The sequence below is a fragment of the Microvirga flocculans ATCC BAA-817 genome (assembly GCF_000518665.1).
GTDB classification, from domain to species: Bacteria; Pseudomonadota; Alphaproteobacteria; order Rhizobiales; family Beijerinckiaceae; genus Microvirga; species Microvirga flocculans.
This window is the reverse complement of the sequence record NZ_KI912469.1, coordinates 223,758-249,512: the sequence shown is the minus strand read 5'-3', so window position 1 is coordinate 249,512 and position 25,755 is coordinate 223,758. Positions and strand designations below refer to the sequence as shown.

The following is a 25,755-nucleotide window of genomic DNA, read 5'->3' as shown; positions in this document are numbered from 1 at the left end:
ATTCGATCATGAACCGTCTTGTGTGCTGCGCTCTCGCCTCAGCGATGAGCCTGTCCCTGGCCGGGGCCGTTCAGGCCGCCGGGGAGATGAAACCGCAGAAGGAACCCACCGCCGCCCAGGCCGCCGCCCGCGAGCGCATGACCAAGTGCAGCGCCGAGTGGAAGCAGGCCAAGACCAACGGCAAGGTCGCGCAGGACGTGACGTGGCCGAAGTTCTGGAGCGATTGCAACAAGCGCCTGAAGGGCGAAGCGAAGGCCTGACGGGGCGCTTCGCAAGAGCCGATTTCACGGATGCGGAACCGGCTCTCGTCTTTTTCCTTGCTAAGCCGCTTTTTCTGACGGCAAAGCGGATCCGCTTTGCCGAACGATGCTCGAGCGCGCTCCGGCCCTCCCGCCTCTCCGGAGATCCCCTGTGGCTGCGCCGCACGAGCTGCGAACGTTGAGCGAAGCACAGCCCCCGCAGCCTTTGGACGGCTTCAAAGCTTCTTCTTGAACCCTTCGTGCGACATGGAAAATCCCAGCCGTTGGTAAAAGCGGTGGGCGTCCTTGCGGGTCTTGTTGGAGGTGAGCTCCATCGCCGCCGCGCCGTGGCTGCGGGAATACTCCTCCGCGAAGGCCATCATCCGGGCGCCGATGCCGCCCGAGCGCCGCGCGGCCTTGACCTTCACGCTCTCCACCTTCACGCGCATGGAGCCGCGCCCCGTCAGGTTCGGAATGAAAGTGAGCTGGAAGGTGCCCACGACCTCACCGCCGTCCACGGCCACGAACAGCCTGTTCTCGGGGCTGCGTGCGATGGCCGCGAAGGCGGCCTCGTAGGCAGGCCGCGTCTCGGGCGACCAGACATCGCCGTGCGTGCCCAATTCGTCCTCCTCATGCAGGCGGATGATCGCTTCGAGATCGTCCGCCCGCGCTTCGCGGATCGAAAGATCGCTCATGCCGCCTCGCGGGATTCCATGGGCAACAGGTCGCGCGGCCCCTTGAAGCCGGGCAAGGCCTCTACGCGCGCCATCCAGGGCGCGATCTGCGCATAGGGCGCCAGGTCGATCCCCGCCTCGCCCGCATAGGCGACGACCCCGTAAAGATCGATATCGGCGATGGTCGCGCTCTCGCCGACGACCCAGCTGCGTCCCGTAAGATGCTGATCGAGCACCTTCAGGGCGGCGTTTCCGCCGGCGACATGGGCCTCATAGACTTCCGGATGAGCCGGGCGGATGCCGAGCTTGATCGTGCGGGCGCGATAGATCTGCGAGGCCAGCCGGTCGAAGTCCCAGTAGAGCCATTCGCGCGCCTGAAGGCGCTCGTCGAGCGTCGCGCCGCCGAACCGGCCCGTCATGTCGGCCAGATATTCCAGGATCGCCGCCGACTGGCACAAGTGCCGCCCGTTGCTTCTGTCGACGAGGAGCGGCACCTGGCCGTAGCGCTGCCGCGCCATGTGCGCCGCCTGCTTGTGCTCGCCCGCCATCATGTTCACGTGCACGTAATCGAAGGGCTCGCCCGCGAGGGTGAGCATCAGGCCGACTTTGTAGGTCGGCCCCGAGAAGGCGATGCCGTGAAGCTCGAACCGTGCCGGCATGACAGATCCTCCCTTGAAGGTCGTTGCGGGTGTTTCGTTGCATGAAACCTAGCGCATCGCCCGGTGAAGGGACCACGCTTTTCCGGGCCGGACGATGGCCCATCAACAGGAGGCGCATCGGCCAGACCCGGAAAAAGGCCTTCTTTCGCCGTCCGCGACGGGAATGGATTGCATCCGGCCGCGAAAGGATCAAAATCTCACAGGCAGGAGGACGTCATGGCGAATATGGAACGCGAGAAGAAGCTGCTGCAGCAGAGCGTGGCGATCGTCGCCGCCCTTCCCGTGGCGACGGGGCTTTACGGCGTCCTCTTCGGGCAGGCGCTCACGGGGGATGCGGTGAGCATTTCGGCGGAAAGCCATTTCCGCTTCATGTCCGGCCTGCTCCTGGGCATCGGCCTCTGTTTCTGGAGCACCCTGCCCTCCATCGAGATCCGAACCGGCCGTTTCCGGCTCCTGACGCTGCTGGTGGTGATCGGAGGCCTGAGCCGCCTGATCGGCCTCGTCCTGACCGGCCTGCCCTCGTTCTTCATGGTGGGCGGCCTGTTCATCGAGCTCGTCGTCGCCCCCGTGCTCTGCCTGTGGCAGACGCGGATCGCCAACCGCTACGCCGACGCTTACGGCGTCGCGGAGAGGTAACGCCGCCACCCTCCCCTCCGCTTCCGCTGCCCTGACATTGCCGGATTAGGGGAGCATCCTTTTTAGGAACGCGCAGCCGAGATGTGTGGCGACGCAGCGCGCCTGAATCCCTCTCGCAACGCCGCCCCCCCGATAAGTTGCGCCTCGAAGGAGGCTGCCATGAGCGAAGACCAGAAACTCCTCGCGATCCTTCGTCAATCCGCCGACGGCGACATCGTCGATGCCATCGAGCGCCTGATCCGCGATGCGCCGGATCATGAATTGAACCGGATCAACGCCCTCGCCTTCGCCGCCCGGAACGGCTTCGACGAAGACCGCGTCATCGCGGCCTTCCTGCACGCTTCGCGGCTCGGATTGTTCGAGATGTCCTGGAACGTGCTCTGCCCCGGCTGCGGGAGCGTGCTCGATGCCGGAACCAGCCTGAAATCCGTGAACCGCAGCGAATACAGCTGCGCGCTCTGCGCCGCCGGCTACGAGCCGACCCTCGACGAGATGGTGGAGGTCACGTTCACGGTGAACCCGCGCGTGCGCAAGATCGCGGCGCACGACCCCGACACCCTCCCGATGCATGAATATGCCCGTCAGATCTTCTGGGGCTCCGGCGTCGACCTGCCCGAGGATTTCGAGCGCCTGATCGACGAGGTCGTCCTCGACGCCGTCGAGCTTCCGCCGGGCGAAAGGGCGATCATGTCCCTTCAGCTTCCGGCGGAGTTCGTGATCGTCTTCGAGCCGGTCACGCATGCGGCCCAGTTCATCGACGTCAAGGGCGAGCCCACCCGCGAGCGCCAGAGCCTGTCGCTCGTCATCAACGAGGCGCATCCGCAGAACCAGGCCCTGACGATGCGCCCCGGCCCCTTGCGCATCTCCATCGAGAACCGCACCAACCGGCGCGTCCTGCCCGCCGTCTGGGTCGCTGGCGACAAGCTGCACCGGATGCTGGAGCGGCGGCGCCCCTTCCTCACGGCGAAGCGCCTGCTCACCAACCAGACCTTCCGCGACCTCTACCGCACCGACACGCTCGACATCGACCAGCGCCTCAAGATTACGAGCCTCACCTTCCTGTTCACGGACCTGAAGGGCTCCACGCAACTCTACGAGCGCGTGGGCGATCTCGTGGCCTATGATCTTGTGCGCTCGCATTTCGACGTTCTGAACGAGATCGTGGCCTCCGAATCCGGAGCGGTGGTGAAGACCATCGGCGATGCGGTGATGGCGACCTTCCCGACGCCGGACCACGCCGTTTCCGCCGCCCTGCGGATGCGCGAGGCGATGCGTGCGCTCAACGAGCAGCGCGGCAGCGAGGATCTTCTGCTCAAGATCGGCATTCATGAAGGCCCGTGCCTCGCCGTGACCCTGAACGACCGGCAGGACTATTTCGGCCAGACGGTCAACATCGCCTCCCGCGTCCAGGGGCTCGCCATGTCGCGTTCGATCTTCGCCACGGGCTCGGTGGTCGAGAATCCCGACGCCTCGCAGATCATCGCGCAGCGGGGTCTTCACCCCGCCTTGCAGAAAACGTCCCTGCGCGGATTGAACGACGCGTTTTCGGTTTACGAAATCCCGTAAGCCGAGATGGCGTGAACGATGCGATCTCAGGCCGGTTTCGGCATCGTCGCCGTCAAGGCTCGTCGCCCGACGAGGAGGCGGCGCAGCCGGTCGGTGTGGCGTTCGGTGACGAGGGAGAACAGGAAAGCCGTTGCGAGGGCCGCCCCCAGGAGCGCGGCGAAGACCGCATAGGCGACAGGTCCCGGAGGAGCCAGGACGGAAGGCCCTCCGAGCCGTTCGAGCATTCCGCCAGCAAGGACTGCGACGGGCACATGGATCAGGTAAAGAGAATAGGAGAAATCCGCTCCCGTGCGCACAGGGCCGCGCAACGGGCACCAGGACAGGAGCCTGCGGTTTGCGATCGCAAGCCCCGCTCCCAGGCCGACCATGAGATCGGTTCCATAGACGGGCACGATCTGCAGGCGCGAGAGGACGAAGCCCGCCATGACCGCCCCGAGGCCCAGGAGCCCCACGAGGATCGGAAGGTCGCGTTCGCGGGCCACTTGCGCGGCGAATGCGCCGCCAAGCCAGATCGCGAGCCAGGGCACCCATCGCAGCATGCCGCCCGCGAAATGGGACATCGCCACAAACAGGAGCGCGACAGCTGCCACTTTGGCGGCGCGCGGAATCTTCGCGAGGCAGAGGCCGAACAGGACGGGGGCGAGAAGATAGAACACCCATTCGTAGCCGAGCGACCAGAGCGGCGGATTGGGGCCGAGGGGCTTGCAGAAGATGCCCTGCACGGCAGCGACGTTGCAGGCCATCTGTCCCCAGCTCCAATGCGACGTGACGTCGATGGGCTCCAGGGGCCGCTCGCTGAAGAAGCGCGTGTCGATCAGGTACGTGCGCCCGATCCAGTCGAGCAGCACGGTCAGGGCGAGCGCGGGCAGAAGCACGATGTAAATGCGCGCGAAGCGGCTCGCGAAATAAGTCCGCGCCGTGAAGCGCCCGTCCCGGATCGCGCGCCATGCGGCCCCGCCCACGAGGAAGCCGCTGACGGCGAAGAAGATTGCGACGCCCTCGCGATGAATGCCCGTCAGGAAGTAGAACGCCTTCGTCGCGAGACCGGCCTGCGCGATATCCTGGAAGCTCACGAAGACCAGGCCGCGCGTATGCCCGATCAGCACCAGCAGAGCCGCGCCGAAGCGCAGGAGGTCGAGAAACGGCCAGTGCGACCCGGCCTTTCCCTCCGCAGGCGGTTCCAGCCCCTTCATCGCCCCTCTCCTCGAGCCGTCAGCTCCGTGATCGTCCGCTCGAGCATAGCATGCATCAGGCGATAGGCCTGCGCCGAGAGGTGGATGCCGTCCGTGGTCATGCCCTCCCGCGCCGCGCCGTCCTCGCAGGCGAAGGCCTTATGCAGGTCGACGAGGGCGGCGGCGCGCCCTTGGGCCGCCGTCGCGATCCGGCGGCTCAGGGACGCCATGGCCTCGGGCGAATAGAACCCCGTGAGGCGCTTGGCCTTCTCGACGGGCGGCGGCGTCATCACGATGACGGGTACCGAGGCCGTCTCGAAATGCCGGACGATGGTGTCGAAATGCGCGGCCACGGCGTCGAGGGCGCTCTCCGAACAATCCTTCTTGGCATCGTTCGTGCCGACGAGAAGCGCCGCGAGGCGGGGCCTTGCCGATTGGAGCAGCAGCGGCACCCGGGGCTCCAGCGCCTCGGTCCAGATGCCGGAATAGCCCGCATTGAGCACGGGCAGCGCGCCGATGCGGTTCCCGTAGAAACCCTCGACGAGGGAGTCGCCCACGAAGAGCAGTCCGCCCGGCCCCACGGCGGCGCGATGCGACCCGATCACGATGTCGCGGATCAGCCAGTGCGGGGCGAAGGGGTTGGGCTGCGAGGTCATGGCGTCTGCGCCCTGCGAGAACCCGGCGGAGGCATGTGCGTTCCGCCGGGACGGCCGATGGCCTTACTCGATCCCGAGCTTGGCTTTCAGGATCTCGTTGAGGGCCTGCGGGTTGGCCTTGCCGCCCGTGGCCTTCATGGTCTGGCCGACGAACCAGCCGAGCAGGGTCGGCTTGGCCTTGGCCTGCTCCACCTTGTCGGGGTTGGCGGCGATGATTTCGTCCACGGCCTTCTCGATGGCGCCCATGTCGGTCACCTGCTTCATGCCGCGCTTCTCCACGATCTCGCGCGGATCGCCGCCCTCGGTGAAGACGATGTCGAACAGGTCCTTCGCGATCTTGCCGGAGATCACGCCCTCGCCGATGAGGTCGATGACCGCGCCGAGCTGCGCGGCGGAGACGGGCGAGGACGCGATGTCCTTGCCCTCCTTGTTGAGGCGGCCGAACAGCTCGTTGATCACCCAGTTCGCGGCGGCCTTGCCGTCGCGGCCCCTGGCGACTTCCTCGTAGAAGTCGGCGGAGGCGCGCTCGGCCACGAGCACGCCGGCGTCATAGGCCGGAAGCCCGTAGGACGCCATGAACCGCGCCTTCTTCTCGTCGGGCAGCTCCGGCAGGTGCCGGGCGAGCTCGTCCACATAGGCCCGGTCGAATTCGAGCGGCAGCAGATCGGGATCGGGGAAGTAGCGGTAATCGTGCGCTTCTTCCTTCGAGCGCATGGAGCGCGTCTCGCCCTTGCCGGGATCGTAGAGACGGGTCTCCTGCTCGATGACGCCGCCATCCTCCAGGATCGCGATCTGGCGGCGCGCCTCGTATTCGATGGCCTGGCCGATGAAGCGGATGGAGTTGACGTTCTTGATCTCGCAGCGGGTGCCGAGCTCCTCGCCGGGACGGCGCACGGACACGTTCACGTCGGCGCGGAGGTTGCCCTTCTCCATGTCGCCGTCGCAGGTGCCGAGATAGCGCAGGATCGTGCGCAGCTTGGTGACATAGGCGCGCGCCTCGTCCGCCGAGCGCAGGTCGGGCTTCGACACGATCTCCATCAGCGCCACGCCGGAACGGTTGAGATCAACGAAGCTCATGGTGGGGTGCAGGTCGTGGATCGACTTTCCCGCGTCCTGCTCGAGATGCAGGCGCTCGATGCGCACCGTGATCGTCTCGCCCGTTTCCGGCACGTCCACGATCACCTCGCCCTCGCCCACGATGGGGCTCTTGTACTGGCTGATCTGGTAGCCCTGCGGCAGGTCCGGATAGAAATAGTTCTTCCGGTCGAAGGTGCTTCTCAGGTTGATCTCGGCCTTGAGGCCGAGCCCCGTGCGGATCGCCTGCCGCACGCATTCCTCGTTGATGACGGGCAGCATGCCGGGCATGGCCGCGTCCACCAGGGACACATGGCTGTTCGGATCGCCTCCGAAAGCCGTCGAGGCGCCGGAGAAGAGCTTCGCCTGGCTCGTCACCTGGGCATGGATCTCCATGCCGATGACGATTTCCCAATCGCCTGTCGCGCCTTTGATGAGCTTCTTGGGGTTGACCGGAGCGTTCATGAGCCTCGCGCCTTTATCTCTCGCCGTTTCAGCCCGGAGTAAGAGCGACGCCCAAACGGGTCAACCCCCTTCAAGATGAACGGATGTTCAGACTGACGGATCGATCCTCAAGATGTTCCGAACCTTATGCACAGATTTCGAAAATAATTGCCACGCTGCGATGAAACCGCTCTCCGCATTCGGCGTTGTTCGGGAGGTAAAACGGTCAAGGAGCTTCAAAATGGCTATGGATCCCATGGATCGCGAACCCAATGTCTACAATCGCGAGACGAATGTCTACGATACCTCCGGTCGCAGCTCGAATACTCTTGCTTATGTGATCGGCGGTCTTGTTATCGCCCTGGGCCTGCTCGCCTTCCTGTTCTATGACGGCGGCAGCAAAGAGCCCAGCACGACCGGCAGCACCGGCTCTCAGATCGAACGCTCCTCGCCGAGCACCGGTTCGACCGCCCCGGCGACTCCGACCACGCCTTCCTCGCCGGCGGCCCCCGCCGCCCCGGCCAATCCTTCGGCTCCGGCCACTCCGTCGGCCCCGGCCAACCCGCAGTAACGTAAGCGTCTCGCGTCGACACTGCGAGAATGGGCCTGACCCTGCGGTCAGGCCCATTCTTTTGATCCGGTGCCGTGCGGGGAACCAGTGCGGAGCATCGACGGTTACGCTTGAGGAATCCTCCGACCCTCAGGAGCCGCGCGATGGCGAACAAGTCGAGCTTCACCCCCGAAGAATGGTCCCGCCTCGTGGCCAGCCCCGTGGTGGCCAGCATGGCGATCACCGCCGCCGATCCGGGCGGGCTCTGGAGCCTGTTGCAGGAATCCATGTCCAGCGGCTGGGCGCTGCTCGAAGCCAAGCAGGATGCGCAGGCGGCGCCTCTCGTGAAGGCCGTGGCCGACGATATCGGCAACACCGAAACCCGCAACGCCGTGCGCGAGTCCTTCCAGGCCCAGTTCAAGGGCAGCCCGTTCGCCGACGTCAAGCGGAAGGCGATCGAGGAGTTGGGAGCCGTCTCGAATCTGCTCGACGCCAAGGCGCCCGAGGAAGCATCCGCCTTCAAGGCGTGGCTCTGGAGCGTCGCCCAGAAATCGGCGGAAGCCGGCAAGGAAGGCGGCTTTCTCGGCTTCGGCGGCGTCGCCGTCAGCGATGCCGAGAAGGCCACCCTGGCCGAGATCGCCTCGGCGCTGGGAAACCCTGCGGGCTCCGGCGCGGGGCTCGCGGAAACTTAACCCTTCGCCGCCCGCCGAAATGCGTAGGCGCCGCTCGCCCAGAGCATGGCGGCGATCAGCCGGACGGGGAAGAGCGTCAGCGCATCGGACCGCACTGGCGCGATCCAGGGCAGGCCGAGGCTGCTGACGATCCAGGAGACGAAGACCGAGACGCCGAAGGCGGCAAGCGCGACGATCATGACCTTGCCGAACTGGTCGGCCTTCCAGCCGAGCCAGACGGCGACGAGGATCAGGACAGGATCGAAGGCCGCGGGCAGCCAGTCCCAGAGATGGACGACGGGAACGGTCGGAGGCACGCGATTCAAGCCCACCAGGCCTGGGGCAGCTTGATGCGGCCCGCGGCGTCCTCGATGGCCTGCCCGGCGGCGAAGAGGGTCTCCTCGTCGAAGGCGCGGCCGATGAGCTGGAGGCCGAGGGGCAGGCCCTGGGAATCGAGCCCGGCCGGAACGGCGATGCCGGGCAGCCCCGCCATGTTCACCGTCACCGTGAAGATGTCGTTGAGGTACATCTCGACCGGATCGCCCGAGCCCTTCTCGCCGATGCCGAAGGCGGAGGACGGCGTGGCGGGGGTGAGGATCGCGTGGATGCCCTGGGCGTAGACCTGCTCGAAGTCGCGCTTGATGAGGGTGCGCAGCTTCTGCGCCCGCACGTAATAGGCGTCGTAATAGCCCGCCGAGAGCACGTAGGTGCCGATCATGACGCGGCGCTTGACCTCGCGGCCGAAACCGGCGGCGCGGGTCTTCTCGTACATGTCCACGATATCCTTGCCCGGCACGCGCAGGCCGTAGCGGACGCCGTCGTAGCGGGCGAGGTTCGAGGAGGCTTCCGCCGGGGCCACGATGTAATAGGCGGGCAGCGCGTATTTGGTGTGCGGCAGGGAGACCTCGACGATCTCGGCGCCCGCAGCGCGCAGCCATTCCGCGCCCTGGTGCCAGAGCTTCTCGATCTCGGGCGACATGCCGTCGACGCGGTACTCCTTCGGAATGCCGATCTTGAGGCCCTTCACGCCGCGCGAGACGGCGGCCTCGAAATCGGGCACGGGCAAGTCCACGCAGGTGGTGTCCTTGGCGTCGGGGCCGGACATGGAGCGCAGCATGATGGCCGCGTCCCGCACCGTGCGGGCGATGGGGCCCGCCTGGTCCAGGGACGAGGCGAAGGCCACGGTGCCCCAGCGGGAGACGCGCCCGTAGGTCGGCTTGATGCCGACCGTGCCGGTGAAGGCCGCGGGCTGGCGGATCGAGCCGCCGGTATCGGTCGCGGTGGCGCCCAGGCACAGATGCGCCGCCACGGCGGCCGCGGAGCCGCCCGAGGAGCCGCCGGGAACGAGATGGGTGCCTTCGATGGCCCCCGAGGCCCCCGCGCTCACGTTCGAGCCCTGGCGCCGCCAGGGCGAGACGACCGGCCCGAAGGCGCTGGTCTCGTTGGAGGAGCCCATGGCGAACTCGTCCAGGTTGAGCTTGCCGAGCATGACCGCGCCGTCGTTCCAGAGGTTCCGGGTGACGGTGGATTCGTAAGGCGGGTTGAAGTTGCCGAGGATCTTCGAGCCGGCGGTCGTCGTCACGCCCTCCGTGCAGAACAGGTCCTTGATGCCAAGCGGAATGCCCTCCAGAGCCCCAGCCTCGCCCCTGGCGATCCTCTCGTCGGAGGCCTTGGCCATGGCGAGCGCCTGTTCCGGCGTCTCGAGCACATAGGCGTTGAGCGCGCGCGCCTTCTCCATGGCGGCGAGATGGGCCTGAGCGAGCTCCGTCGCGGAGAAGGACTTGGCCTTCAGGCCGTCGCGGGCCTCGGCAATGGTGAGATGGGTCAGTTCGGTCACTGGATCACCCTGGTCTCCCGGACGCCGCCGTGCAGCGATCCCGGATCGTCTTGAAAAAACTGGTTCGCACGAGCCCGGCGCTGGCGCTTTGGCCGGGACGGCAGGCTCTTACTCGACCACCTTCGGCACCAGGAAGAAGCTGTCTTCCGTGGCGGGGGCGTTCTGGACGATCTTCTCCGGGTAGCCGCCGTCGGTGACGCCGTCCTGGCGCTTCTTCATGACCATGGGGGTGACGGAGGTCATCGGCTCCACGCCGTCCACGTTCACCTCGCCCAGTTGCTCGACGAAGGACAGAATCGCGTTGATCTCGCCCTGGAGATGAGGCACCTCCTCATCCGTCACGGCAATGCGCGCCAGATGGGCGATGCGGCGGACCGTTTTCTCATCGACCGACATGAATGGTCATACCCCTTGGAAATCCGATGGCCGGGCTATAGCACCCGCCCGCGCCGGGGGGCAACGGCGGATGTGGGCCTCTCTGTCATTCCGGGTTCGGCCTGTGGCCGCCCCGGAATGATGGCGTTCAGACGGCTTCCTAAACAGTCACGCCTACGGTCTTGTGCGGCACCACGACCTGAACGCCCTTGCCCTCCAGGGCCGCCACGAAGCGGTCGGCATTGGGGACCAGCGGCGGGAAGGAGGCGTAGTGGCAGGGAATGGCCGCCTTCGCGTTGCCGAAATAGCGCTCGACCGCCAGCGCCGCGACCTCGGGACCCATGGTGAAGCGGTCGCCGATGGGCACGATCACGACGTCCGGCTTGTGGATCTCCGCGATCAGGGCCATGTCGCCGAAGATATCCGTGTCGCCCATGTGATAGATTGTCGGCTCCCCCGGTGCCTTCACGATGATGCCGTTGGCGTTCCCGAGGGGGAAGTTCACGTCCATCTCCACGAGGCCCGCCGAATGGTCGGCCCGCACCAGGGTGACCGTGAATCCGCCCTGGTCCGTCGTGCCGCCCGTGTTCATGGTATCGAAGTTCTCCAGGCCCTGCTTGGCGAGATACATGCAGAGGTCGAAATTCGTCACCACCTTGGCGCCCGTCGTCTTGGCGATGTCGAGGCTGTCGCCCACGTGATCGCCGTGGCCATGGGTGATGAGGATATGGGTCACGCCCTCGGCGATCTTCGCCTTGTCGCCGGAAAAGGCGGGATTGCCGGTGAAGAACGGATCGATGAGCACGCCCTTGCCGGCGAAGTCGAGCCGGAAGGCGGAATGGCCGAACCACGTGATTTTCATGGAATAACCCTCGTTTCAGGCTGCGGATATGGAGCGCAATCCGCAGCAGGCCACGTTCTCGGGGAACATATACAGGCTCAGGTTTCGAAAGGCACGGCAATAGCCGCGAACCGCGCCGGAGAAAAGCCGCGATCGAGGCCTTCCCGCCCTGCGCCGCTCTCGACGCCGGGCGACTTCGTCTATACTGGCAGGGTTGCGCAGGCGGCACGAGGAGGCTTCCATGATCGCCAATGACGACGAACTGGTCGCCTTCATCGACGGCCTGCCGCCCCGCGCGCGCCTCATGGGCGTGGACCTCGGCACCAAGACCATAGGCCTCGCCCTGTCGGACGTGGAGCGGCGGATCGCGACTCCGTTAGAGACGATCAAGCGGGTGAAGTTCACCCCCGACGTGGCGCGCATCAAGGAACTGGTCGGGCGCTACGAGGTCGGCGGCCTGGTCTTCGGCCTGCCGCTCAACATGGACGGCTCGGAAGGCCCCCGCTCGCAGGCCACCCGCGCCTTCGTGCGCAATCTCAAGCCGCTCCTGCCCCTGCCCGTGCTGTTCTGGGACGAGCGCATGTCCACCATGGTGGTGACCCGCACGCTGCTCGACGCGGATGCCTCCCGCGCCAAGCGGGCGGACGCGGTGGACAAGATGGCCGCCGCCTACATCCTGCAAGGCGCGCTCGACCGCTACGAGCGGATCGACGCCGACCGGGAAGCCGCACAGGACGAAGCCACACTCCGGGAAGGTCTCGACATGGAAACGCCGCCCGAAGGCGGCGCGATGGACGAGTAGGATCCGATGCTTCTCTAAAGCCGTTTCCATTGGGATGGAATCGTCACTCTTATTGGGTGTGCCGCATCTTTGACGGCGAACCGGATCCACTTCGCCGAAAAATGCTCTCCCCCCTCAGAAGAAGAGGAAATCCTTGTAGGTCAGCTTCAGCCCCTTATCGAGCTTGGCGATCTGGACCGCCGCCTTCGCACCCGTGCCGTCCGGATCGTAGTAAAGAGCGCCCGTGCTCTTGTTGAAGATGATGCGGTCATTCGCATCGTGAGCCTTGGAGCCGGTCCAGAAGGCGCTCGACGACATCATGCCCTTCGACGTGGCGGAAACCTTGAAGATGCCCTTGTCGAGCATGATCGTGTCGTCCCTGACGCTGAAATCGGCGATGGTGTCGATGGCCGTCTTCGCGGGCTTCGTATCGAAGATGAAGAAGTCCTTGCCGCTCCCGCCGGTCAGGGTATCGCGCCCGGCCCCACCGACCAGGAAGTCGCCGCCGCCGCCGCCATTGATCCAGTCGTTGCCGGAATCACCCCCGAGGATGTCGTTCCCGCTGCCGCCATAGATCCTGTCGTTGCCGGAGCCGCCGTCGATCACGTCAGCGCCGCCCGCGCCGTCCAGGGTGTCGTTGCCCCCGAAGCCTGCAAATATATTGGCAATGCCCGAGCCGGTAATCGTATCGGCTGCGGACGTTCCCTTGGCGGTTCCGTCGGGCTTGGGCTTGATCGTTGCCATGAAAACCATTCCCCTTGAATGATGCGCTGTTCGTTATCTGTCCCAACGGCACTGGTATCAATCCGCCTGTCCCGTAGCAACTCAGTCTGGAGAGGTAACGCGCCCTCTCCGGACAGGGCGGAGCCGTTGCCGTTCCAATTTCAAAGCTTGACGAGCCCGCAAAAGCCTCCTATCTCAGCGCCACCACAGACGCTGGCGCCCAATTCTTGCCTCGGACGCATCTCGCCCGCTCAGAAAGGCAAAGAATTTCAATGGCTTCGGTGGGGATAGTTTAATGGTAGAACAACGGCTCTTGGGCCGTTTTGTCTTTGTCTGCAAGGCTTTCAACCTCGTCCCAGTTTACAAGATTGACCTCTAAGGTCCGCCAATTTCCAAAGCATTCTTGGCACCTTGTAAACACGCCTGATCTTCCTCACCCCTGGCCTTTCAGCGCACAATGTCGCTCCCGAAAACCCACACGTTCATCGCAGGGGTGCGGTGCAGCGAGCTGAGCGCCCCGTGGGTGATTGATGGTCCGATCACTCGATTAGCGTTCGAGGCTTACATCGAGACGCAGCTCGCGCCGACGCTGCACACAGGCGACGTGATGATCCTCGATAATCTGGCGGTTCACATGCCAAAATTGGAACTATTGTATCACTGTTGAAAGGGTGTTAGCTGGGCTCGGTTCAAAAATCGGGGTATCTCCTGTGAAAACCGCTACTGATCTCGACGAATTCTACGATCGCGACGACCCATGGGATTATGAGACGACCCCCGACGACGTAGTCCGCAAACGCCGCCTGAGCGAAGTCCTGCCGACATTGACGCCGCAACGGACGTTGGACATCGGATGTGGCGACGGGTTCGTGACCTTCGACCTCCCTGGAAGCGAGGTCGTTGGGATAGACCTGGCGAGCCGCGCGATCAGCGCAGCTAACCGCAAAGCAACAGCCCGCCCAGATGCAGCCCGCTTCAAGTTCGAGGTGGCAAGCTTTTTTGATCTGACTGCAAGTAAATTCGGCAAGTTCGACCTGATCGTCATCACCGGCGTGATTTACAAGGAATACCTCGGCCAGTCTTCGGCACTTGTACACGCGATTGTAGACGACCTTCTTCAGCAGGATGGCTTCCTTATTTCCTGTCACATCGATGAATGGACCACATCAAGATTTCCCTACACTCTGCTGGATACGTCTTTCTACTCATACCGTAACTACATTCATCGGCTTGAGGTGCACAAGAAATGATCCTCTGCTATCATAAGGTACATCCAGAGATTAAGAGCTATTGGTATGTTTCCGTTGACAAGTTCAACCGGGACATGGCTGCACTCCAGGCATATGACGTTGTTTATCTAGACGATTACGATGCCAAAAACCCTCGCCACGCCGTCATAACTTTTGACGGTATCTACGATAATGTCGCCGAATACGCTCTACCGATCCTGAAGAAATGGAATTATCCATTTGAGCTGTTTGTCGTCGGAGACACCGTTGGGCAGGACAACGGGTTCGACCAACATGTCGAGCCTCCCTGTAACTTCGCAAGCATCGATCAACTCAAGCTACTTGCCGCGAACCGTGGGCGTGTTCAGTGGCATACCGCATCCCATAAGCGTCTGCAGAATCTGTCGGATGAAGACCTTGATCGCGAGCTGACGCCATCCGCCGAACTTCGTGCCGCATTCCCGAGCCCGCACCTAGACTGGTTTGCCTATCCGCACGGTGATTTTGACCAGAGCGCCGTCGACGGAGTAGCGAAGCGCTTCAAGGGGGCTCTAGCGTGCGACGTCGGGAACGACGACGACCGCCATCGGCTGACCCGCCTGCTTCTTGCAGAGAAGCACGATCTGTTCAAAACCCGGACCTTGCTCGCGGTATACAACCGCAACAGTGGTCACCGGCTAATTGAATGCCTGGATTCAATTTTCAAACAGACCATCGCTCCCGATGAGGTATTTATTATCGATGACGCATCAACCGACGCGTCTCAGACCCTCCTTTACCTCTACGCAGATCGGGTCCGAATTATTCGTAATGAGGAACAGATCGGACCGGCTCAGAGCGTCTCGAAGACCCTTCAGCTGACGAGCTCCGAGTATGTCGCTTTTGTTGACGCACGAGATCGACTCCGCAGCGACTTCATTGAGCACATGAGAAGTGCGCTCGACCGGAGTCCACATGCATCTGCCGCCCACTCCGATTTTGTTCTCTTTGGCGATCGGGCCTCCGCAATTGCAGAGGAAATCGGAGCCAAGCCAATTGGAAGAAGCGCTCGAGCTGGCTCAGCTATCTTTGTTTGCAACCGGCCGGACCTTGAAGCGGACTTGCCTTCGGAGCTGAAATCACACCTCCCCCTTGACGCCTTCATTTTCCGGCGCGAGGCTTGGGAAAGCCAAGTTAGTGTGGGCAGCAAGGTCGTCCGTGTACCCCATCCACTTATCGAATGCGGGATCTTCACTCGCGATGGTCTGGAGACGCCCGCCCTTTTGGAGCAGACTGCGCTCGAATGGAAAAAAGGGTTCATCGCCTCCCAGATCAGGAATGATAAGCTCTCAAGCGATCTGAGCGAGACATCTGCCTTCGCCGCTAAGCTTCATCGTGACATTCATGAGTTGAAGGACGCGATCGTAAAGCTTAAAGGGGCAAATGCAGATTTGAGACGATCGCAGCAGGACTTGAAGAGCAAGCTCGATAAAGCGCGCACGAAAAAGGCCAAAGAGCCGCCCAAGCAACCTAAGCCTCAGCCCTCCTTGCTTCGTCGGATCCGTAGCGCAGCGGCCAGACTTGTGCGCTAGAGAGAAGAGTCCGAACCGAGCAGGCCGTCTGATCATCAGCGCCTGCGCCAGCATCAGGATATTTAAGATGACGCTAAGACAAAGCACCGTCAGCATTATTGTCCCGAACTACAATTATGGACACTTCCTGATGGAAGCCCTTCAGTCCGTCGCAAACCAAGATGAAGCGCCCATCGAGGTGCTCATCATCGATGACTGCTCAACCGACAAATCGAAGGAAGTTATTACCGAGTTCTTGGACCGGCACCCCCGAGATTATGCGAATATATTTCGGGCGGTCTACAACCAGCGCAACCTGGGTATCGTTGAAAACTTTAAAAAAGCAGTCGAGCTGACTACGGGCGACTACATTGCGTTTATCGGGGCAGATAACCGCGCACACCCTTCATTCATCCGCGAACTGCGTAGTGCTCTGGACAACAATCCGAAGGCTGGGGTGGCATACTTCGATATGTTGATCTTCGGCCCTAGAGCAGCTGACCTAGCTGGACGTGTCAAAGCTGAGAAGCTCACCGACTCCGACGCCTATTACTGGAAATTCAAAGAGCCGTCTCCTGAGGCAATAGCGAACGTTCGTACGGACAATTTCATCAACGGATCTTCGATGTACCGACGGCGTGCTTATAACCATGTCGGCGGCTACAGAAAGACCCGTGGCCCAGAGGACATGGATCTCTTCGCGCGTATGTTGGGTGCTGGATATGAACCCGTTTATGTTGCAAAGCCGTTGCTCGAGTATCGGCAGCATAGTGCTGCGCAAGCCAATACGGCTCTCCTGCTCGAAGAAGCCGTCAACGACCTAAAGGCGGCGCTGCAAGACTCCCAGTCGTGGACGCTCAAATTGGAGCAAGACTTTGCAGCTTTAAAGCAATGGACCACGAAGCTGGAGACAGATAACCATGTGCTGCGCGGGATCATTAAGGAGCGGAATGCGCAAATAGCGGCGCTCAAATCAAAGCAGAGCGAGAGCGCGAAGGACGGGAAATCGGCCTCAAAGTAGGGCCACGTTGCGCACGACGGCAGTCGTAATTGATCATCGCTGCAAGCCAAAACACAAAAAGGCCCTCCCGAGCCGAAGCTCAGGAGGGCAGTTTGGGAGGAAACGCCCAAGAAGGGCTCCTCCCTACCAGAGGCACCGGCAGGGAAGCTCTAAAGAGGCGGAACAGGAATCGCGGGCAGTTCCTGCCAGATGATCCAGAGACCATGCCGAAGGGCATAATTGGCAGATCCTCGGATGGTCAGATCAGGCACGTTGCTCAGTTCGAGTGGGATCTTGGCGCAGAGCTCATTCGAGCCAGGGCCCAAGGTGGCTGTCTGGATGTCTCGGATCACCTCTCCATCGCGCCGGCGGGACACCACAACACGACCTTCGAGCAGGAGTTCTTCGCTGGCGGCGACACGCCATGGATCTGCACGCTGAAGGTGGCTCGTCGTCTCTGGCCGGATTCCCCGCGGCACACCAACAGCGTGCTCCACTACTACCTCGGGCTGGATCTCCATGAGGAGCGCGCGATACCTCCGCGAAATGGAGGTCCTGCGTCAGATGGTGGAGGGCCAGAGTTGCAAGGCAACCGGCCGCTCTCTCAATCTGGCAGAGGCAACCGTGAAGGTCCACCGGAAGACAATCATGAAGAAGATCGGAACGCGCAACGCTCCGCACGCAGTCGCCATAGCGCTGCGCACCGGCCTGGTTCCGATGGAGGCATGACATACCCTGCATGGCCTTCGCGGGACGGCCGTACTGACACGTCGCCGGGCCGGCTATACGGCCCAGGCTATTGCAAACGACATCGGAATAAGCCTGCCGATGGTAGAGCGGTACACCCGCTTCATTGATCAGATGGACGTTGCCGAGGCTAACCGCCGTCGCTTCGAAATTGTCTAAGGTGGACGCTGAGACGGGCTTGACCGAGAACAGAAAAGGACCTATCTGACCGTCACCGCCGGGGCAGTTTTGTAAACTTCACCCCCGATCTTGTAAACCGAGCTAAAAAAGCATTGGTTTTTCAAGTGGTTATGGTGGGGGATAGTTTAATGGTAGAACAGCGGACTCTGACTCCGTTAGTCTTGGTTCGAATCCAGGTCCCCCAGCCATCTTGTTCGTCGAAGACCTGAGCCGATTTCCTCGCATCCAGGTTCGAGCCTTTAGACAACCGTTTCACGGCTGCTGAGACATAACGGGTCCACGGTTCGCCCCCCTCTCATGCCCCGAGCGATGGCTGCTGGTGCCCGGCTCTGGATATCTCGCGCCCGGCCCCTCATCTCAAAGTCGAAGGCCTCTCGACTGTCGAAAGGTTGACTTGAAGGCGCCCTGCCACAGCTAGCCGTTCTTGCGGAACGGCGGCATCGGCTGTTCGCTGGCGCGGCTCTTCGGATCGCGCCCGACGAATCTCCAGGCTCGGCCTCCACCGGTTCCAGGGAGCACGCAGTATCTTGATCAAGCGGACGTTCAATCGCACGGCTTTTCCGGTCGATCTCATCGACAGAGGTTTGGCGGCGATTGCGTTGACGGCGGCGCTCACCGCCTTCTTCCTGTGCAGCCAGCTGCCGTGAAAAACCTTCGTGCCCGTTTATGCCCCGGGCGGTGGGGCAAAGGTGGATACTCTTTTGATTTGGCCCCTTCCACGGGACGACGGGGCCGGAAGGCGGTTATAGTCGCATCGTGAATGAATTCACATGATGTGGGCACCGCACATGCGCATCTTCTCTTTCTGTGTTTTCGCAGCCGCCGCCATGGCCGCCTCGCATGCCTGGGCGCAGGAGCAGGGTTGGGCTTCGTCTCCCGAAGGCAAGGCGCGCTGGGATGCCTGCTACAAGGAGACCCGCCTGATCCTCAGAACCCGCAACATGTCGACGACCGATTATCGCGAGATCATCAAGGATGCCCGCCGCTCCCACATGCGGGACTGCATGACCAGGGCGACGCCCCCGGCCGCGGTCCGGATCGCCGTTCCCACCGACAGGAACCCCGCGAGCGCCCTCGTCAGCTGGGCGGGCAGCCCGTAAGCGCGCAGCGACACCGTGGGAGGTTGAAGGGGGCCATCGATCTCCGGTAACGATGCTGGGCGGCGGGAGCACGCGCCGAACGGGCTTTTTTAGGACTTCAGATGCTTCTGCCTTTGATCAAACTCGCAAACGACACCGCGATGCTGGCCGTCGAATCCCAGATCGTGATCTGGGTTCGCCTGTCCCAGGCCGCCACGGGCCGGGGCTCCGCCTCGGAAAGCATGCTCATGGTGACGGAAAAGGTCTCGGCCTTCGCCGAGGCGTCTCTGACCATCGCAACCGGAGGCTCCGCGCACAAGGTCGTGAAAGGCTACCGCAAGCGCGTCCGCGCCAACGTGAAGCGTCTGGGACGGTCGCGAAGCTGACCGCTCGCTCTGGCGCAAAATGTCCCGTGCCGCTTTCCTCTAGCGCATCCTGAGAAGGATCGGATGGATCCCAAAAGTGCAAGTCCACTTTTGGGTCCGATGCTTTAGCGTTCTGCAAAGGCCGCCAGCGCATCGCCGAGACGTTGCCAGGCAGCCTCGGAACCGGGCAACCCGAATCTGAGTCGCGCGGGATCGGACTGAAAGCGGCGCACCCAGATTCCGTGGCGTCCGAGATGCGCGAAAAGCTCCGGCGCGCGCGCGCTCGTGAGAAGGCGGTAGAGGCAGGTGCCTTGAACGGGCCCGTCCGCCAGCGGCCGCAGCAGCGCATCGAGGCGGCGCGCATCCCTCTCGCGATCCCGCAGCGCCGTCTCCCGCCAGGCGCGATCCCGCAAGGCCCGACGTCCGACGATCAGGGCCGGGCCCGAGACGGCCCAAGGTCCCATCGCCGCGCGCAGCCGTGCTGTCATGGTTTCGCCGGCCACCGCGAAGCCGAGCCTCACGCCCGCCAATCCATAGGTCTTGCCGAAGGAGCGCAGGACGATGGCGTTCTCGGGCAGGACCGGAACGAGCGACTCGCCGGCCTCGAAATCGGCAAAGGCCTCGTCGACCACGAGCCAGCCCCCGCGCGAGCGCAAGGCCGCCGCGCGCGCGCGCAACACCTCCCGGCCGACGATCCGGCCATCGGGATTGTTGGGATTGACCAGGACGAGAATCTCCGCGCTCTCGGCTTCCTCCAGGGTCTGCACGTCCGCAACATCGTGCCCTGCCCCACGCCAGGCCTGCGCGTGTTCCGCATAGGTGGGCCCCAGCACGGCCACGCGAGCGCGGGGCATCAGGGCCGGCAGGAGGCTGATGAGGATCTGCGTTCCCGGAGCCGCCGCCACCGTGGCGGGATGCGCCGCCCCATAGGCCTCGGCCGCAGCCGCCTCCAGGTCCCGGTGCTCGGCGGGCGACGGCAGCCGCTCGAACGAGGAGGCTGGCAAGGAGGGCATGGGATAGGCTATGGGGTTGATCCCCGTCGAGAGGTCGATCCACGGCTCGGGCGCCTGCGGAAAGAGCCGCCGGGCCTCGTCCAGGTCGCCCCCGTGCCAGATCCGCGCTTCACTCATCCACCTCACCCATGTCCCTCTCCGACAGCCTGATCCTCCTGACCCTCGCCCTCGCGGCGGAGGCGGCCTTCGGCTATCCCCACCGCCTTTACACATGGATCGGGCATCCCGTCACCTGGCTCGGTCGGCTCATCAAGAGGCTCGACCGTAGCCTGAACCGGGAGGCATGGCCCTTCGGGCGGCGGCGCGCTGCCGGGATCCTCGCCCTCCTGGCGCTTCTCGCCGTCACGGGCGTGACGGCCTGGGCGGTCGGGGCGCTTCTCGGGCCGCTCGGTCTGCCCGGCCTCGCGATCCTGGCGATTCTCGCCAGCAGCCTCCTGGCGCAGCGCAGCCTGCACGACCATGTGGCGGCGGTCTCGAAGGGCCTGCGCGAGGGCGGAATCGAGGGAGGACGCAGGGCGGTGTCGATGATCGTCGGGCGCAATCCGCAGAGCCTCGACGAAGCGGGCGTCTCCCGCGCCGCCATCGAGAGCCTCGCGGAGAACTTCTCCGACGGGATCGTCGCTCCCGCCTTCTGGCTCGGCCTCGGCGGGCTGCCGGGCGCGGCCCTCTACAAGGCCACGAACACCGCCGACAGCATGATCGGCCATCGCACGCCTCGCCACGAGGCCTTCGGCTGGGCGGCGGCGCGGTTCGACGATCTCGTGAATCTTCCAGCCTCGCGCCTCACGGCCCTGCTCATCCTCGCCGCAGCTGTTCTGCACCGGGACGCCTCGCCTCGCGGTGCATGGCGCGCGGTCCGGCGCGACGCGGCGCATCACCGCTCGCCCAATGCGGGATGGCCCGAGGCCGCCATGGCGGGAGCGCTCGGCCTCAGGCTCGCGGGCCCGCGCGTCTACGGCGATGTGCGCATCGAGGACGGCTGGATGGGCGACGGGCGCGCCGAGGCGAATGCGGACGACATCGACCGCGCGCTCGCGCTCTACCGCACGGCCTGCGGATTGCTGTTCGCGCTCGCCGCCGGGCTGGCGCTTCTCGCGTGGATCACCGCGCGCTGAGCGCGAGAAGCCGCTCGCAATCGAGATGCGCTTCCAGGTGATCGGCGAAGCGGTCGAGAATATCGTCGACGAGAGCCTCGTAAGCGAGATCGCTCGTCTCGGCTCCCAGCAGGCGCAGCCAGCGCGCCCGCTGACGGTCGTCCGAGAACAGGCCGTGCACATAGGTGCCGGTCACGCGCCCGTCCGCCGAAACCGCGCCGTCGCGCCGCCCGTCCGACAAGCGCGCGAAGGCGCGCGAGGCGGCATCCGGTCCTGACGTTTCGCCGATATGCATCTCGTAGCCGGACAGCGGCGTGCCGTCCGCAAGCGTCGTCCCCGCCACCGCTTCCAGCCGCTTCCTCGCGGTGAGCGTCGTCGCGACATCGAGAAGGCCGAGGCCCGTGACGGAGCGGCCCGCCTCGCCCTCGATGCCGAAGGGATCCTGGATGCTGCTCCCGAGCATCTGGTAACCGCCGCACAGGCCGAGCACATGCCCGCCCCGGCGCACATGCGCCTTCAGGTCGATGTCCCAGCCCTGTGCGCGCATGAAGAGAAGATCGTCGATGGTGGTCTTGGAGCCCGGCAGCAGGACGAGCGCGGCCTCCGCAGGGAGAGGCTGGCCCGGCTCGACGAGAACCACCGCGACTCCCGGCTCCTCGCGCAGCGGGTCGAGATCGTCGAAATTGGAGATCCAGGGCGTGACCGGCACGGCGATGGTCACCGCGCCCCTGCGACCCTCGCGGCGCAAGCCGAGGCCATCTTCAGCCGGAAGGCGGGCGGCGTCGGGAAAATGCGGCACGAGGCCGAGCGCGGGCCAGCCGGTGCGTTCGGAGACGAAGCGCATGCCGCTCTCGAACAGGCTCGGGTCGCCCCGGAAGCGGTTGACGACGAAGCCTTTGATCATCGCGGCATCCGCCGCATCGAGCACCGCCTTGGTGCCCACGAGGCTCGCGATCACGCCGCCCCTGTCGATGTCGCCCACGAGCACCACCGGCACATCGGCAGCGCGGGCGAAGCCCATATTCGCGATGTCGCCGGACCGGAGATTCACCTCCGACGCCGAGCCCGCCCCCTCGACGAGAACGAGATCGGCCTCCTGCGAAAGCCGCGCGAAGCTGTCGAGCACCGCCTCCATGAGGCGCGGCTTCCAGGCCTGGTATTCCCGCGCCTTCGCCGTGCCGGCGACCCGGCCCTGCACCACCACCTGCGAGCCCGTCTCGCTCTGGGGCTTGAGCAGCACCGGGTTCATGTGGACGCTGGGCGCAACGCCCGCCGCGCGCGCCTGTAGCGCCTGGGCGCGGCCGATCTCGCCGCCATCGGCGGTGACGGCGGCGTTGTTCGACATGTTCTGCGGCTTGAAGGGCCGGACCTTCATCCCGCGCCGCGCGAAGACCCGGCACAGGCCGGCCACGAGCAGCGACTTGCCCACATTCGAGCCGGTGCCCTGCACCATCAGCGCGCGCATCAAAACTCCACGCCTTCCTGCGCCTTCACCCCGGCGGCGAAGTGATGCTTCACGAGGGTCATCTCGGTCACGAGGTCGGCGGCCTCGATCAGCTCCGGCTTGGCGTTGCGGCCGGTGACGACCACATGCAGATCCGGCCTGCGCCGCCTGAGGGTTTCGACCACCGCGGCCAGGTCGAGATATTCGTAGCGCAGCGCGATGTTGAGTTCGTCGAGCACCAGGAGGCGGATGTCCTCCCGGGCCATCAGCTCCTTGGCCTTCTCCCAGGCGCGCTCGGCCGCCGCCACGTCGCGGGACCGGTCCTGCGTCTCCCAGGTGAAGCCCTCGCCCATGGTGTGCCACTCGACCTGATCGGAGAACCGCTCGAGGGCGAGGCGCTCGCCGGTTTCCCAAGCTCCCTTGATGAACTGCACCACGCCCACCCGGAACCCGCGCCCGAGCGCCCGCAGCATCAGGCCGAAAGCCGCCGTCGACTTGCCCTTGCCGGGGCCCGTATGGACGATGAGGAGCCCCTTCTCGACCGTCTTCGAGGCGACCTCCCGGTCCTGCACTTCCTTGCGCTTGATCATCTTGGCGCGGTGGCGCGCTTCTTCGTCCGGGGTCATGGCGATCTGCCTCCTCGTGAGGGGCTGCACCATGAACAGCCCCCGGCCGGATTTCAAGGCTGGACGATTTGCCCATGCAGGCTTGAAAGATCCCCCCCGCCCCGGTAAGGATGTCACAGACGGTGCCCCGGAGACGGGGTGAAAAGGGAATGCGGTGAAACACCGCGGCTGCCCCCGCAACTGTAAGCGGCGAGCCTTCGCCCCACATGCCACTGGGCCTCAAAGTCCCGGGAAGGCGGCGAAAGGCATCGACCCGCGAGCCAGGAGACCTGCCGTCAGCCTTTGCTTCTATCGGGTCTGTCGGACGGGGTGTGCCGATGGTGACCGTAGTCGAATGACCGCCCGTCGTTCGGTTCCGTCCGTGGAAGCGCAACAGACTCCAAACACGAGTCTCCCGACGGAGAGAACGATGACCCCAACGATTCCGACCAAGACCCGCCTTCTCGCCTTGACGCTTGCCGGCGTCGTCGCCGCAACGCCTGCCCTGGCGCACCACGCCATGGACGGCCAGACGCCCAACACGCTTCTTCAGGGCCTTCTCTCGGGTCTCGGCCATCCGGTCATCGGCCTCGACCACCTCGCTGCCCTCGTCGGCGTGGGCCTGGTCTCGGCGCGCTTCGCCCGCGGCCTCACGCTCCCCGTCTTCTGGGTCGCCGCCATGGCGGCCGGTGTCGGCCTGCACCTCGCGAGCCTCGACCTGCCCTATGCCGAGGCGCTCGTGGCGCTGAGCGTCGTCGTCATCGGCATCGCGGCCACCATGCGCACGACCCTTCCCTATGCGGCGATCGCCGCTCTCTTCGCCGTTGGCGGAGCGGTGCACGGCTACGCCCTGGGCGAGTCGATCATCGGCGCGGAATCGACCCCGCTTACCGCCTATCTCATCGGCCTCGTCGCCGTTCAGACGGCGCTTTCGACGGGTGTCGCCTTTGCGGCCCAGCGCTTCGGGAAGGCCCCGCTTCAGGCTCCTTCCCTGCAGCTTCGTCTCGCCGGACTCGCCGTGACGGTCATGGGAGCCGCCACCCTGGTCCTGGCGCTGCAGGCCTCCGCCTGAGCGGACAGGCCCACGCGCGATGACCTCTTCCCATGAGGAGATCTGCCTGCATGTCTGCGTCACCTGCCGTCAGGCGGGTGGCCCGGACGACAAGGCTCTCCGGCCCGGTGCGATTCTTCACCGGGCCCTGACGGAAGCGCTCACCCATCCCGACGCGCCGAAGGTGCGGCTGGAGCCGGTCGAGTGCCTGTCCGTATGCAAGCGGCCCTGCACCATCGCGGTCTCCGGCCCCGGGCGCTGGACCTACATCTACGGCGACCTGAACGCCGAGACCGCGGTCGAAACCATTCTCGACGGATTGCGCCGCTACGCGGCCACGCCGGACGGCCTCGTGCCCTGGCGCGAAAGGCCGGAGGCCTTCCGCAAGGGCGTGGTCGCCCGCATTCCTCCTTTCAAGACAGACAGCGCGGCTTGAGACGGGCCGCCGAAAGGCAAGCTTTCATGAGCGATCTGACAAAGATCCCCTGCACCATCGTCACCGGATTCCTCGGCGCGGGCAAAACCACCCTCGTGCGCCATCTCCTGGAGAATGCGGGTGGGCGGCGCCTCGCGGTTCTCGTGAACGAGTTCGGCGATCTCGGCTTCGACGGCTCCTTCATCGAAGGCTGCGGTATCGAGGGCTGCACGCAGGAGGACATCGTGGAGCTGCCCAACGGCTGCCTGTGCTGCACGGTGGCCGACGATTTCGTGCCGGCGCTGAACACGCTCCTCAACCGCCCGAACCCGCCCGAGCACATTCTCATCGAGACCTCGGGCCTCGCCCTGCCCAAGCCCCTGGTGCGCGCCTTCAACTGGCCCGACATCCGCTCCCGCGTGACGGTGGACGGCGTCATCGCCGTGGTGGACGGCCCGGCCGTCGCCTCCGGTGCTTTCGCGGACGATCCCGACGCGCTCGACGCCCAGCGCGCGGCGGATTCCTCCGTCGATCACGAGAACCCGCTGGAGGAGGTGTTCGAGGATCAGCTTCTCTGCGCCGACCTTATCATCCTCAACAAGACCGACCAGATGCAGGGTGGCGAGAAGGGCAAGGTTCTCGCCGAGATCGAGGGGCACCTGCCCCGCGCCGTGAAGGTGATCGAAACCGCGCACGGCAAGGTGGACCCGAAGGTGCTGCTGGGCCTCGGCGCGGCGGCGGAAGCCGATCTGGATTCCCGTCCCTCGCATCACGAGACGGCGGATGATCACGATCACGACGACTTCGAGAGCGTCGCGATTCCCGTCGATCCCGTCGCCACGCCGGAGGCGCTCGTCGCCCGCGTCGAGCGCGCGGCGGAGGCCGACGGCGTGCTGCGCATCAAGGGCTTCGCGCCCGTGGACGGCAAGCCCATGCGCCTCGTGGTGCAGGGCGTCGGCCGGCGCATCGCGCATCATTACGACCGGCCGTGGAAGGCGGGCGAGGCGCGGGACGGTCGCATGGTGGTGATCGGTTTGAAGGGCTTCGACATCGAGGCCGTGGAAGCGGCCTTGCGCGCGGGATGA

The 25,755-nt window shown here is 64.6% G+C and carries 29 protein-coding genes, 1 tRNA gene, 1 pseudogene and 1 riboswitch; of the genes and pseudogenes, 18 read left to right on the top strand and 13 right to left on the bottom strand.

The window, feature by feature from the left end; all coding sequences use genetic code 11:
- The first annotated feature begins 8 nt into the window (after nt 1-8).
- Nucleotides 9-260: a hypothetical protein gene (locus L879_RS0119355; RefSeq protein WP_210278681.1), complete on the top strand. Its 252-nt coding sequence runs from the start codon at nt 9-11 to the stop codon at nt 258-260.
- Nucleotides 261-475: 215 nt separating this feature from the next.
- On the opposite strand, the gene L879_RS0119350 is transcribed toward L879_RS0119355, so the two are convergent.
- Both L879_RS0119350 and L879_RS0119345 read right to left on the bottom strand, forming a co-directional pair.
- Entirely contained in the window at nt 476-934 is a 459-nt protein-coding gene (locus L879_RS0119350; protein WP_027317537.1) for a GNAT family N-acetyltransferase, read from the bottom strand.
- Nucleotides 931-1,572 carry a glutathione S-transferase family protein gene (locus L879_RS0119345; RefSeq protein ID WP_027317536.1) on the bottom strand — a complete coding sequence of 214 codons (642 nt, stop codon included), beginning with the start codon at nt 1,570-1,572 and terminating at the stop codon, nt 931-933. The genes L879_RS0119350 and L879_RS0119345 overlap by 4 nt, the downstream gene beginning before the upstream one ends.
- 225 nt (nt 1,573-1,797) lie before the next feature.
- On the opposite strand from L879_RS0119345, the gene L879_RS0119340 reads away from it, so the two are divergent.
- On the top strand, nt 1,798-2,208 hold the full coding sequence (locus L879_RS0119340) for a DUF4345 domain-containing protein (RefSeq protein WP_027317535.1): 411 nt from the start codon (nt 1,798-1,800) through the stop codon (nt 2,206-2,208).
- A gap of 159 nt (nt 2,209-2,367) precedes the next feature.
- Nucleotides 2,368-3,774, top strand: a complete 1,407-nt coding sequence (locus L879_RS0119335; RefSeq protein WP_027317534.1) for an adenylate/guanylate cyclase domain-containing protein — start codon at nt 2,368-2,370, stop codon at nt 3,772-3,774.
- 26 nt (nt 3,775-3,800) lie between these two features.
- On the opposite strand, the gene L879_RS0119330 is transcribed toward L879_RS0119335, so the two are convergent.
- From L879_RS0119330 to gatB, 3 genes are all read right to left on the bottom strand, one after another.
- The gene (locus L879_RS0119330; protein ID WP_027317533.1) at nt 3,801-4,967 is read right to left on the bottom strand and encodes an acyltransferase family protein; all 1,167 of its coding nucleotides are present in this window, start codon (nt 4,965-4,967) and stop codon (nt 3,801-3,803) included.
- On the bottom strand, nt 4,964-5,602 hold the full coding sequence (locus L879_RS0119325; protein WP_027317532.1) for an SGNH/GDSL hydrolase family protein: 639 nt from the start codon (nt 5,600-5,602) through the stop codon (nt 4,964-4,966). The genes L879_RS0119330 and L879_RS0119325 overlap by 4 nt, the downstream gene beginning before the upstream one ends.
- Nucleotides 5,603-5,665: 63 nt before the next feature.
- A complete protein-coding gene (gene gatB, locus L879_RS0119320) occupies nt 5,666-7,141 on the bottom strand; it encodes an Asp-tRNA(Asn)/Glu-tRNA(Gln) amidotransferase subunit GatB (protein ID WP_027317531.1) in 1,476 nt (491 codons plus the stop codon).
- A gap of 220 nt (nt 7,142-7,361) precedes the next feature.
- On the opposite strand from gatB, the gene L879_RS24035 reads away from it, so the two are divergent.
- Nucleotides 7,362-7,691, top strand: coding sequence for a hypothetical protein (locus L879_RS24035; protein WP_154664272.1), 330 nt, complete (start codon nt 7,362-7,364; stop codon nt 7,689-7,691).
- A 143-nt stretch (nt 7,692-7,834) separates the two neighbouring features.
- The gene (locus L879_RS0119310; RefSeq protein ID WP_027317529.1) at nt 7,835-8,362 is read left to right on the top strand and encodes a hypothetical protein; all 528 of its coding nucleotides are present in this window, start codon (nt 7,835-7,837) and stop codon (nt 8,360-8,362) included.
- Here L879_RS0119310 and L879_RS0119305 read toward each other — a convergent pair.
- The 4 genes from L879_RS0119305 to L879_RS0119290 all read right to left on the bottom strand — a co-directional run bounded on the left by L879_RS0119305 (nt 8,359) and on the right by L879_RS0119290 (nt 11,415).
- A complete protein-coding gene (locus L879_RS0119305; RefSeq protein ID WP_438268096.1) occupies nt 8,359-8,673 on the bottom strand; it encodes a hypothetical protein in 315 nt (104 codons plus the stop codon). The two genes, L879_RS0119310 and L879_RS0119305, sit on opposite strands and share 4 nt — an antisense overlap.
- Nucleotides 8,664-10,178 (bottom strand): Asp-tRNA(Asn)/Glu-tRNA(Gln) amidotransferase subunit GatA, encoded by a 1,515-nt coding sequence (gene gatA, locus L879_RS0119300; protein ID WP_027317527.1) that lies wholly within the window; start codon nt 10,176-10,178, stop codon nt 8,664-8,666. The genes L879_RS0119305 and gatA overlap by 10 nt, the downstream gene beginning before the upstream one ends.
- 108 nt (nt 10,179-10,286) lie before the next feature.
- Nucleotides 10,287-10,574 carry an Asp-tRNA(Asn)/Glu-tRNA(Gln) amidotransferase subunit GatC gene (gene gatC / locus L879_RS0119295; protein ID WP_027317526.1) on the bottom strand — a complete coding sequence of 96 codons (288 nt, stop codon included), beginning with the start codon at nt 10,572-10,574 and terminating at the stop codon, nt 10,287-10,289.
- 139 nt (nt 10,575-10,713) lie between these two features.
- Nucleotides 10,714-11,415 (bottom strand): metal-dependent hydrolase, encoded by a 702-nt coding sequence (locus L879_RS0119290; RefSeq protein ID WP_027317525.1) that lies wholly within the window; start codon nt 11,413-11,415, stop codon nt 10,714-10,716.
- 220 nt (nt 11,416-11,635) lie between these two features.
- On the opposite strand from L879_RS0119290, the gene ruvX reads away from it, so the two are divergent.
- Nucleotides 11,636-12,196 (top strand): Holliday junction resolvase RuvX, encoded by a 561-nt coding sequence (ruvX, locus tag L879_RS0119285; RefSeq protein ID WP_027317524.1) that lies wholly within the window; start codon nt 11,636-11,638, stop codon nt 12,194-12,196.
- Between the two features lie 114 nt (nt 12,197-12,310).
- Here the strand turns inward: ruvX and L879_RS22395 are convergent, their stop codons facing one another.
- A complete protein-coding gene (locus tag L879_RS22395; RefSeq protein ID WP_161634687.1) occupies nt 12,311-12,919 on the bottom strand; it encodes a calcium-binding protein in 609 nt (202 codons plus the stop codon).
- 448 nt (nt 12,920-13,367) lie between these two features.
- On the opposite strand from L879_RS22395, the pseudogene L879_RS24420 reads away from it, so the two are divergent.
- The 8 genes and pseudogenes from L879_RS24420 to L879_RS0119230 all read left to right on the top strand — a co-directional run.
- Nucleotides 13,368-13,541 (top strand): annotated as a pseudogene (locus L879_RS24420) (IS630 family transposase); the annotation flags it as partial.
- Between the two features lie 67 nt (nt 13,542-13,608).
- The gene (locus L879_RS0119270) at nt 13,609-14,148 is read left to right on the top strand and encodes a class I SAM-dependent methyltransferase (RefSeq protein ID WP_027317523.1); all 540 of its coding nucleotides are present in this window, start codon (nt 13,609-13,611) and stop codon (nt 14,146-14,148) included.
- Nucleotides 14,145-15,698, top strand: a complete 1,554-nt coding sequence (locus tag L879_RS0119265) for a glycosyltransferase (protein WP_027317522.1) — start codon at nt 14,145-14,147, stop codon at nt 15,696-15,698. Before L879_RS0119270 ends, L879_RS0119265 begins: the two co-directional genes overlap by 4 nt.
- 67 nt (nt 15,699-15,765) lie before the next feature.
- Complete coding sequence (locus L879_RS0119260; RefSeq protein WP_027317521.1) at nt 15,766-16,698, top strand: glycosyltransferase family 2 protein; 933 nt, start codon at nt 15,766-15,768, stop codon at nt 16,696-16,698.
- Between the two features lie 498 nt (nt 16,699-17,196).
- Nucleotides 17,197-17,406 (top strand): response regulator transcription factor, encoded by a 210-nt coding sequence (locus tag L879_RS24640; protein WP_084021165.1) that lies wholly within the window; start codon nt 17,197-17,199, stop codon nt 17,404-17,406.
- A 312-nt stretch (nt 17,407-17,718) separates the two neighbouring features.
- Nucleotides 17,719-17,792, top strand: a tRNA-Gln gene (locus tag L879_RS0119245).
- Between the two features lie 582 nt (nt 17,793-18,374).
- On the top strand, nt 18,375-18,704 hold the full coding sequence (locus tag L879_RS0119235; RefSeq protein WP_161634686.1) for a hypothetical protein: 330 nt from the start codon (nt 18,375-18,377) through the stop codon (nt 18,702-18,704).
- Between the two features lie 101 nt (nt 18,705-18,805).
- Entirely contained in the window at nt 18,806-19,069 is a 264-nt protein-coding gene (locus L879_RS0119230) for a hypothetical protein (protein ID WP_027317517.1), read from the top strand.
- Nucleotides 19,070-19,173: 104 nt separating this feature from the next.
- On the opposite strand, the gene cobD is transcribed toward L879_RS0119230, so the two are convergent.
- Nucleotides 19,174-20,178, bottom strand: a complete 1,005-nt coding sequence (gene cobD, locus L879_RS0119225; RefSeq protein ID WP_027317516.1) for a threonine-phosphate decarboxylase CobD — start codon at nt 20,176-20,178, stop codon at nt 19,174-19,176.
- Nucleotides 20,179-20,189: 11 nt separating this feature from the next.
- On the opposite strand from cobD, the gene cbiB reads away from it, so the two are divergent.
- Complete coding sequence (gene cbiB / locus L879_RS0119220; RefSeq protein ID WP_027317515.1) at nt 20,190-21,176, top strand: adenosylcobinamide-phosphate synthase CbiB; 987 nt, start codon at nt 20,190-20,192, stop codon at nt 21,174-21,176.
- Here the strand turns inward: cbiB and L879_RS0119215 are convergent.
- Together L879_RS0119215 and cobO are read right to left on the bottom strand one after the other, a co-directional pair.
- Entirely contained in the window at nt 21,163-22,608 is a 1,446-nt protein-coding gene (locus tag L879_RS0119215) for a cobyric acid synthase (protein ID WP_035460260.1), read from the bottom strand. The genes cbiB and L879_RS0119215 overlap by 14 nt on opposite strands.
- 11 nt (nt 22,609-22,619) lie before the next feature.
- Complete coding sequence (cobO, locus tag L879_RS0119210) at nt 22,620-23,225, bottom strand: cob(I)yrinic acid a,c-diamide adenosyltransferase (RefSeq protein ID WP_027317513.1); 606 nt, start codon at nt 23,223-23,225, stop codon at nt 22,620-22,622.
- Between the two features lie 103 nt (nt 23,226-23,328).
- Nucleotides 23,329-23,516: riboswitch (cobalamin riboswitch) on the top strand.
- Between the two features lie 118 nt (nt 23,517-23,634).
- Between cobO and L879_RS0119205 the strand changes: the two genes are divergently transcribed.
- Genes L879_RS0119205 through cobW form a run of 3 tightly spaced genes read left to right on the top strand, consistent with a single transcriptional unit; the run spans nt 23,635 to nt 25,755 of the window.
- A complete protein-coding gene (locus L879_RS0119205; protein ID WP_051435451.1) occupies nt 23,635-24,276 on the top strand; it encodes a HupE/UreJ family protein in 642 nt (213 codons plus the stop codon).
- Nucleotides 24,277-24,295: 19 nt separating this feature from the next.
- On the top strand, nt 24,296-24,691 hold the full coding sequence (locus tag L879_RS0119200) for a DUF1636 family protein (RefSeq protein WP_027317511.1): 396 nt from the start codon (nt 24,296-24,298) through the stop codon (nt 24,689-24,691).
- Between the two features lie 26 nt (nt 24,692-24,717).
- Nucleotides 24,718-25,755, top strand: coding sequence for a cobalamin biosynthesis protein CobW (gene cobW / locus L879_RS0119195; RefSeq protein ID WP_027317510.1), 1,038 nt, complete (start codon nt 24,718-24,720; stop codon nt 25,753-25,755).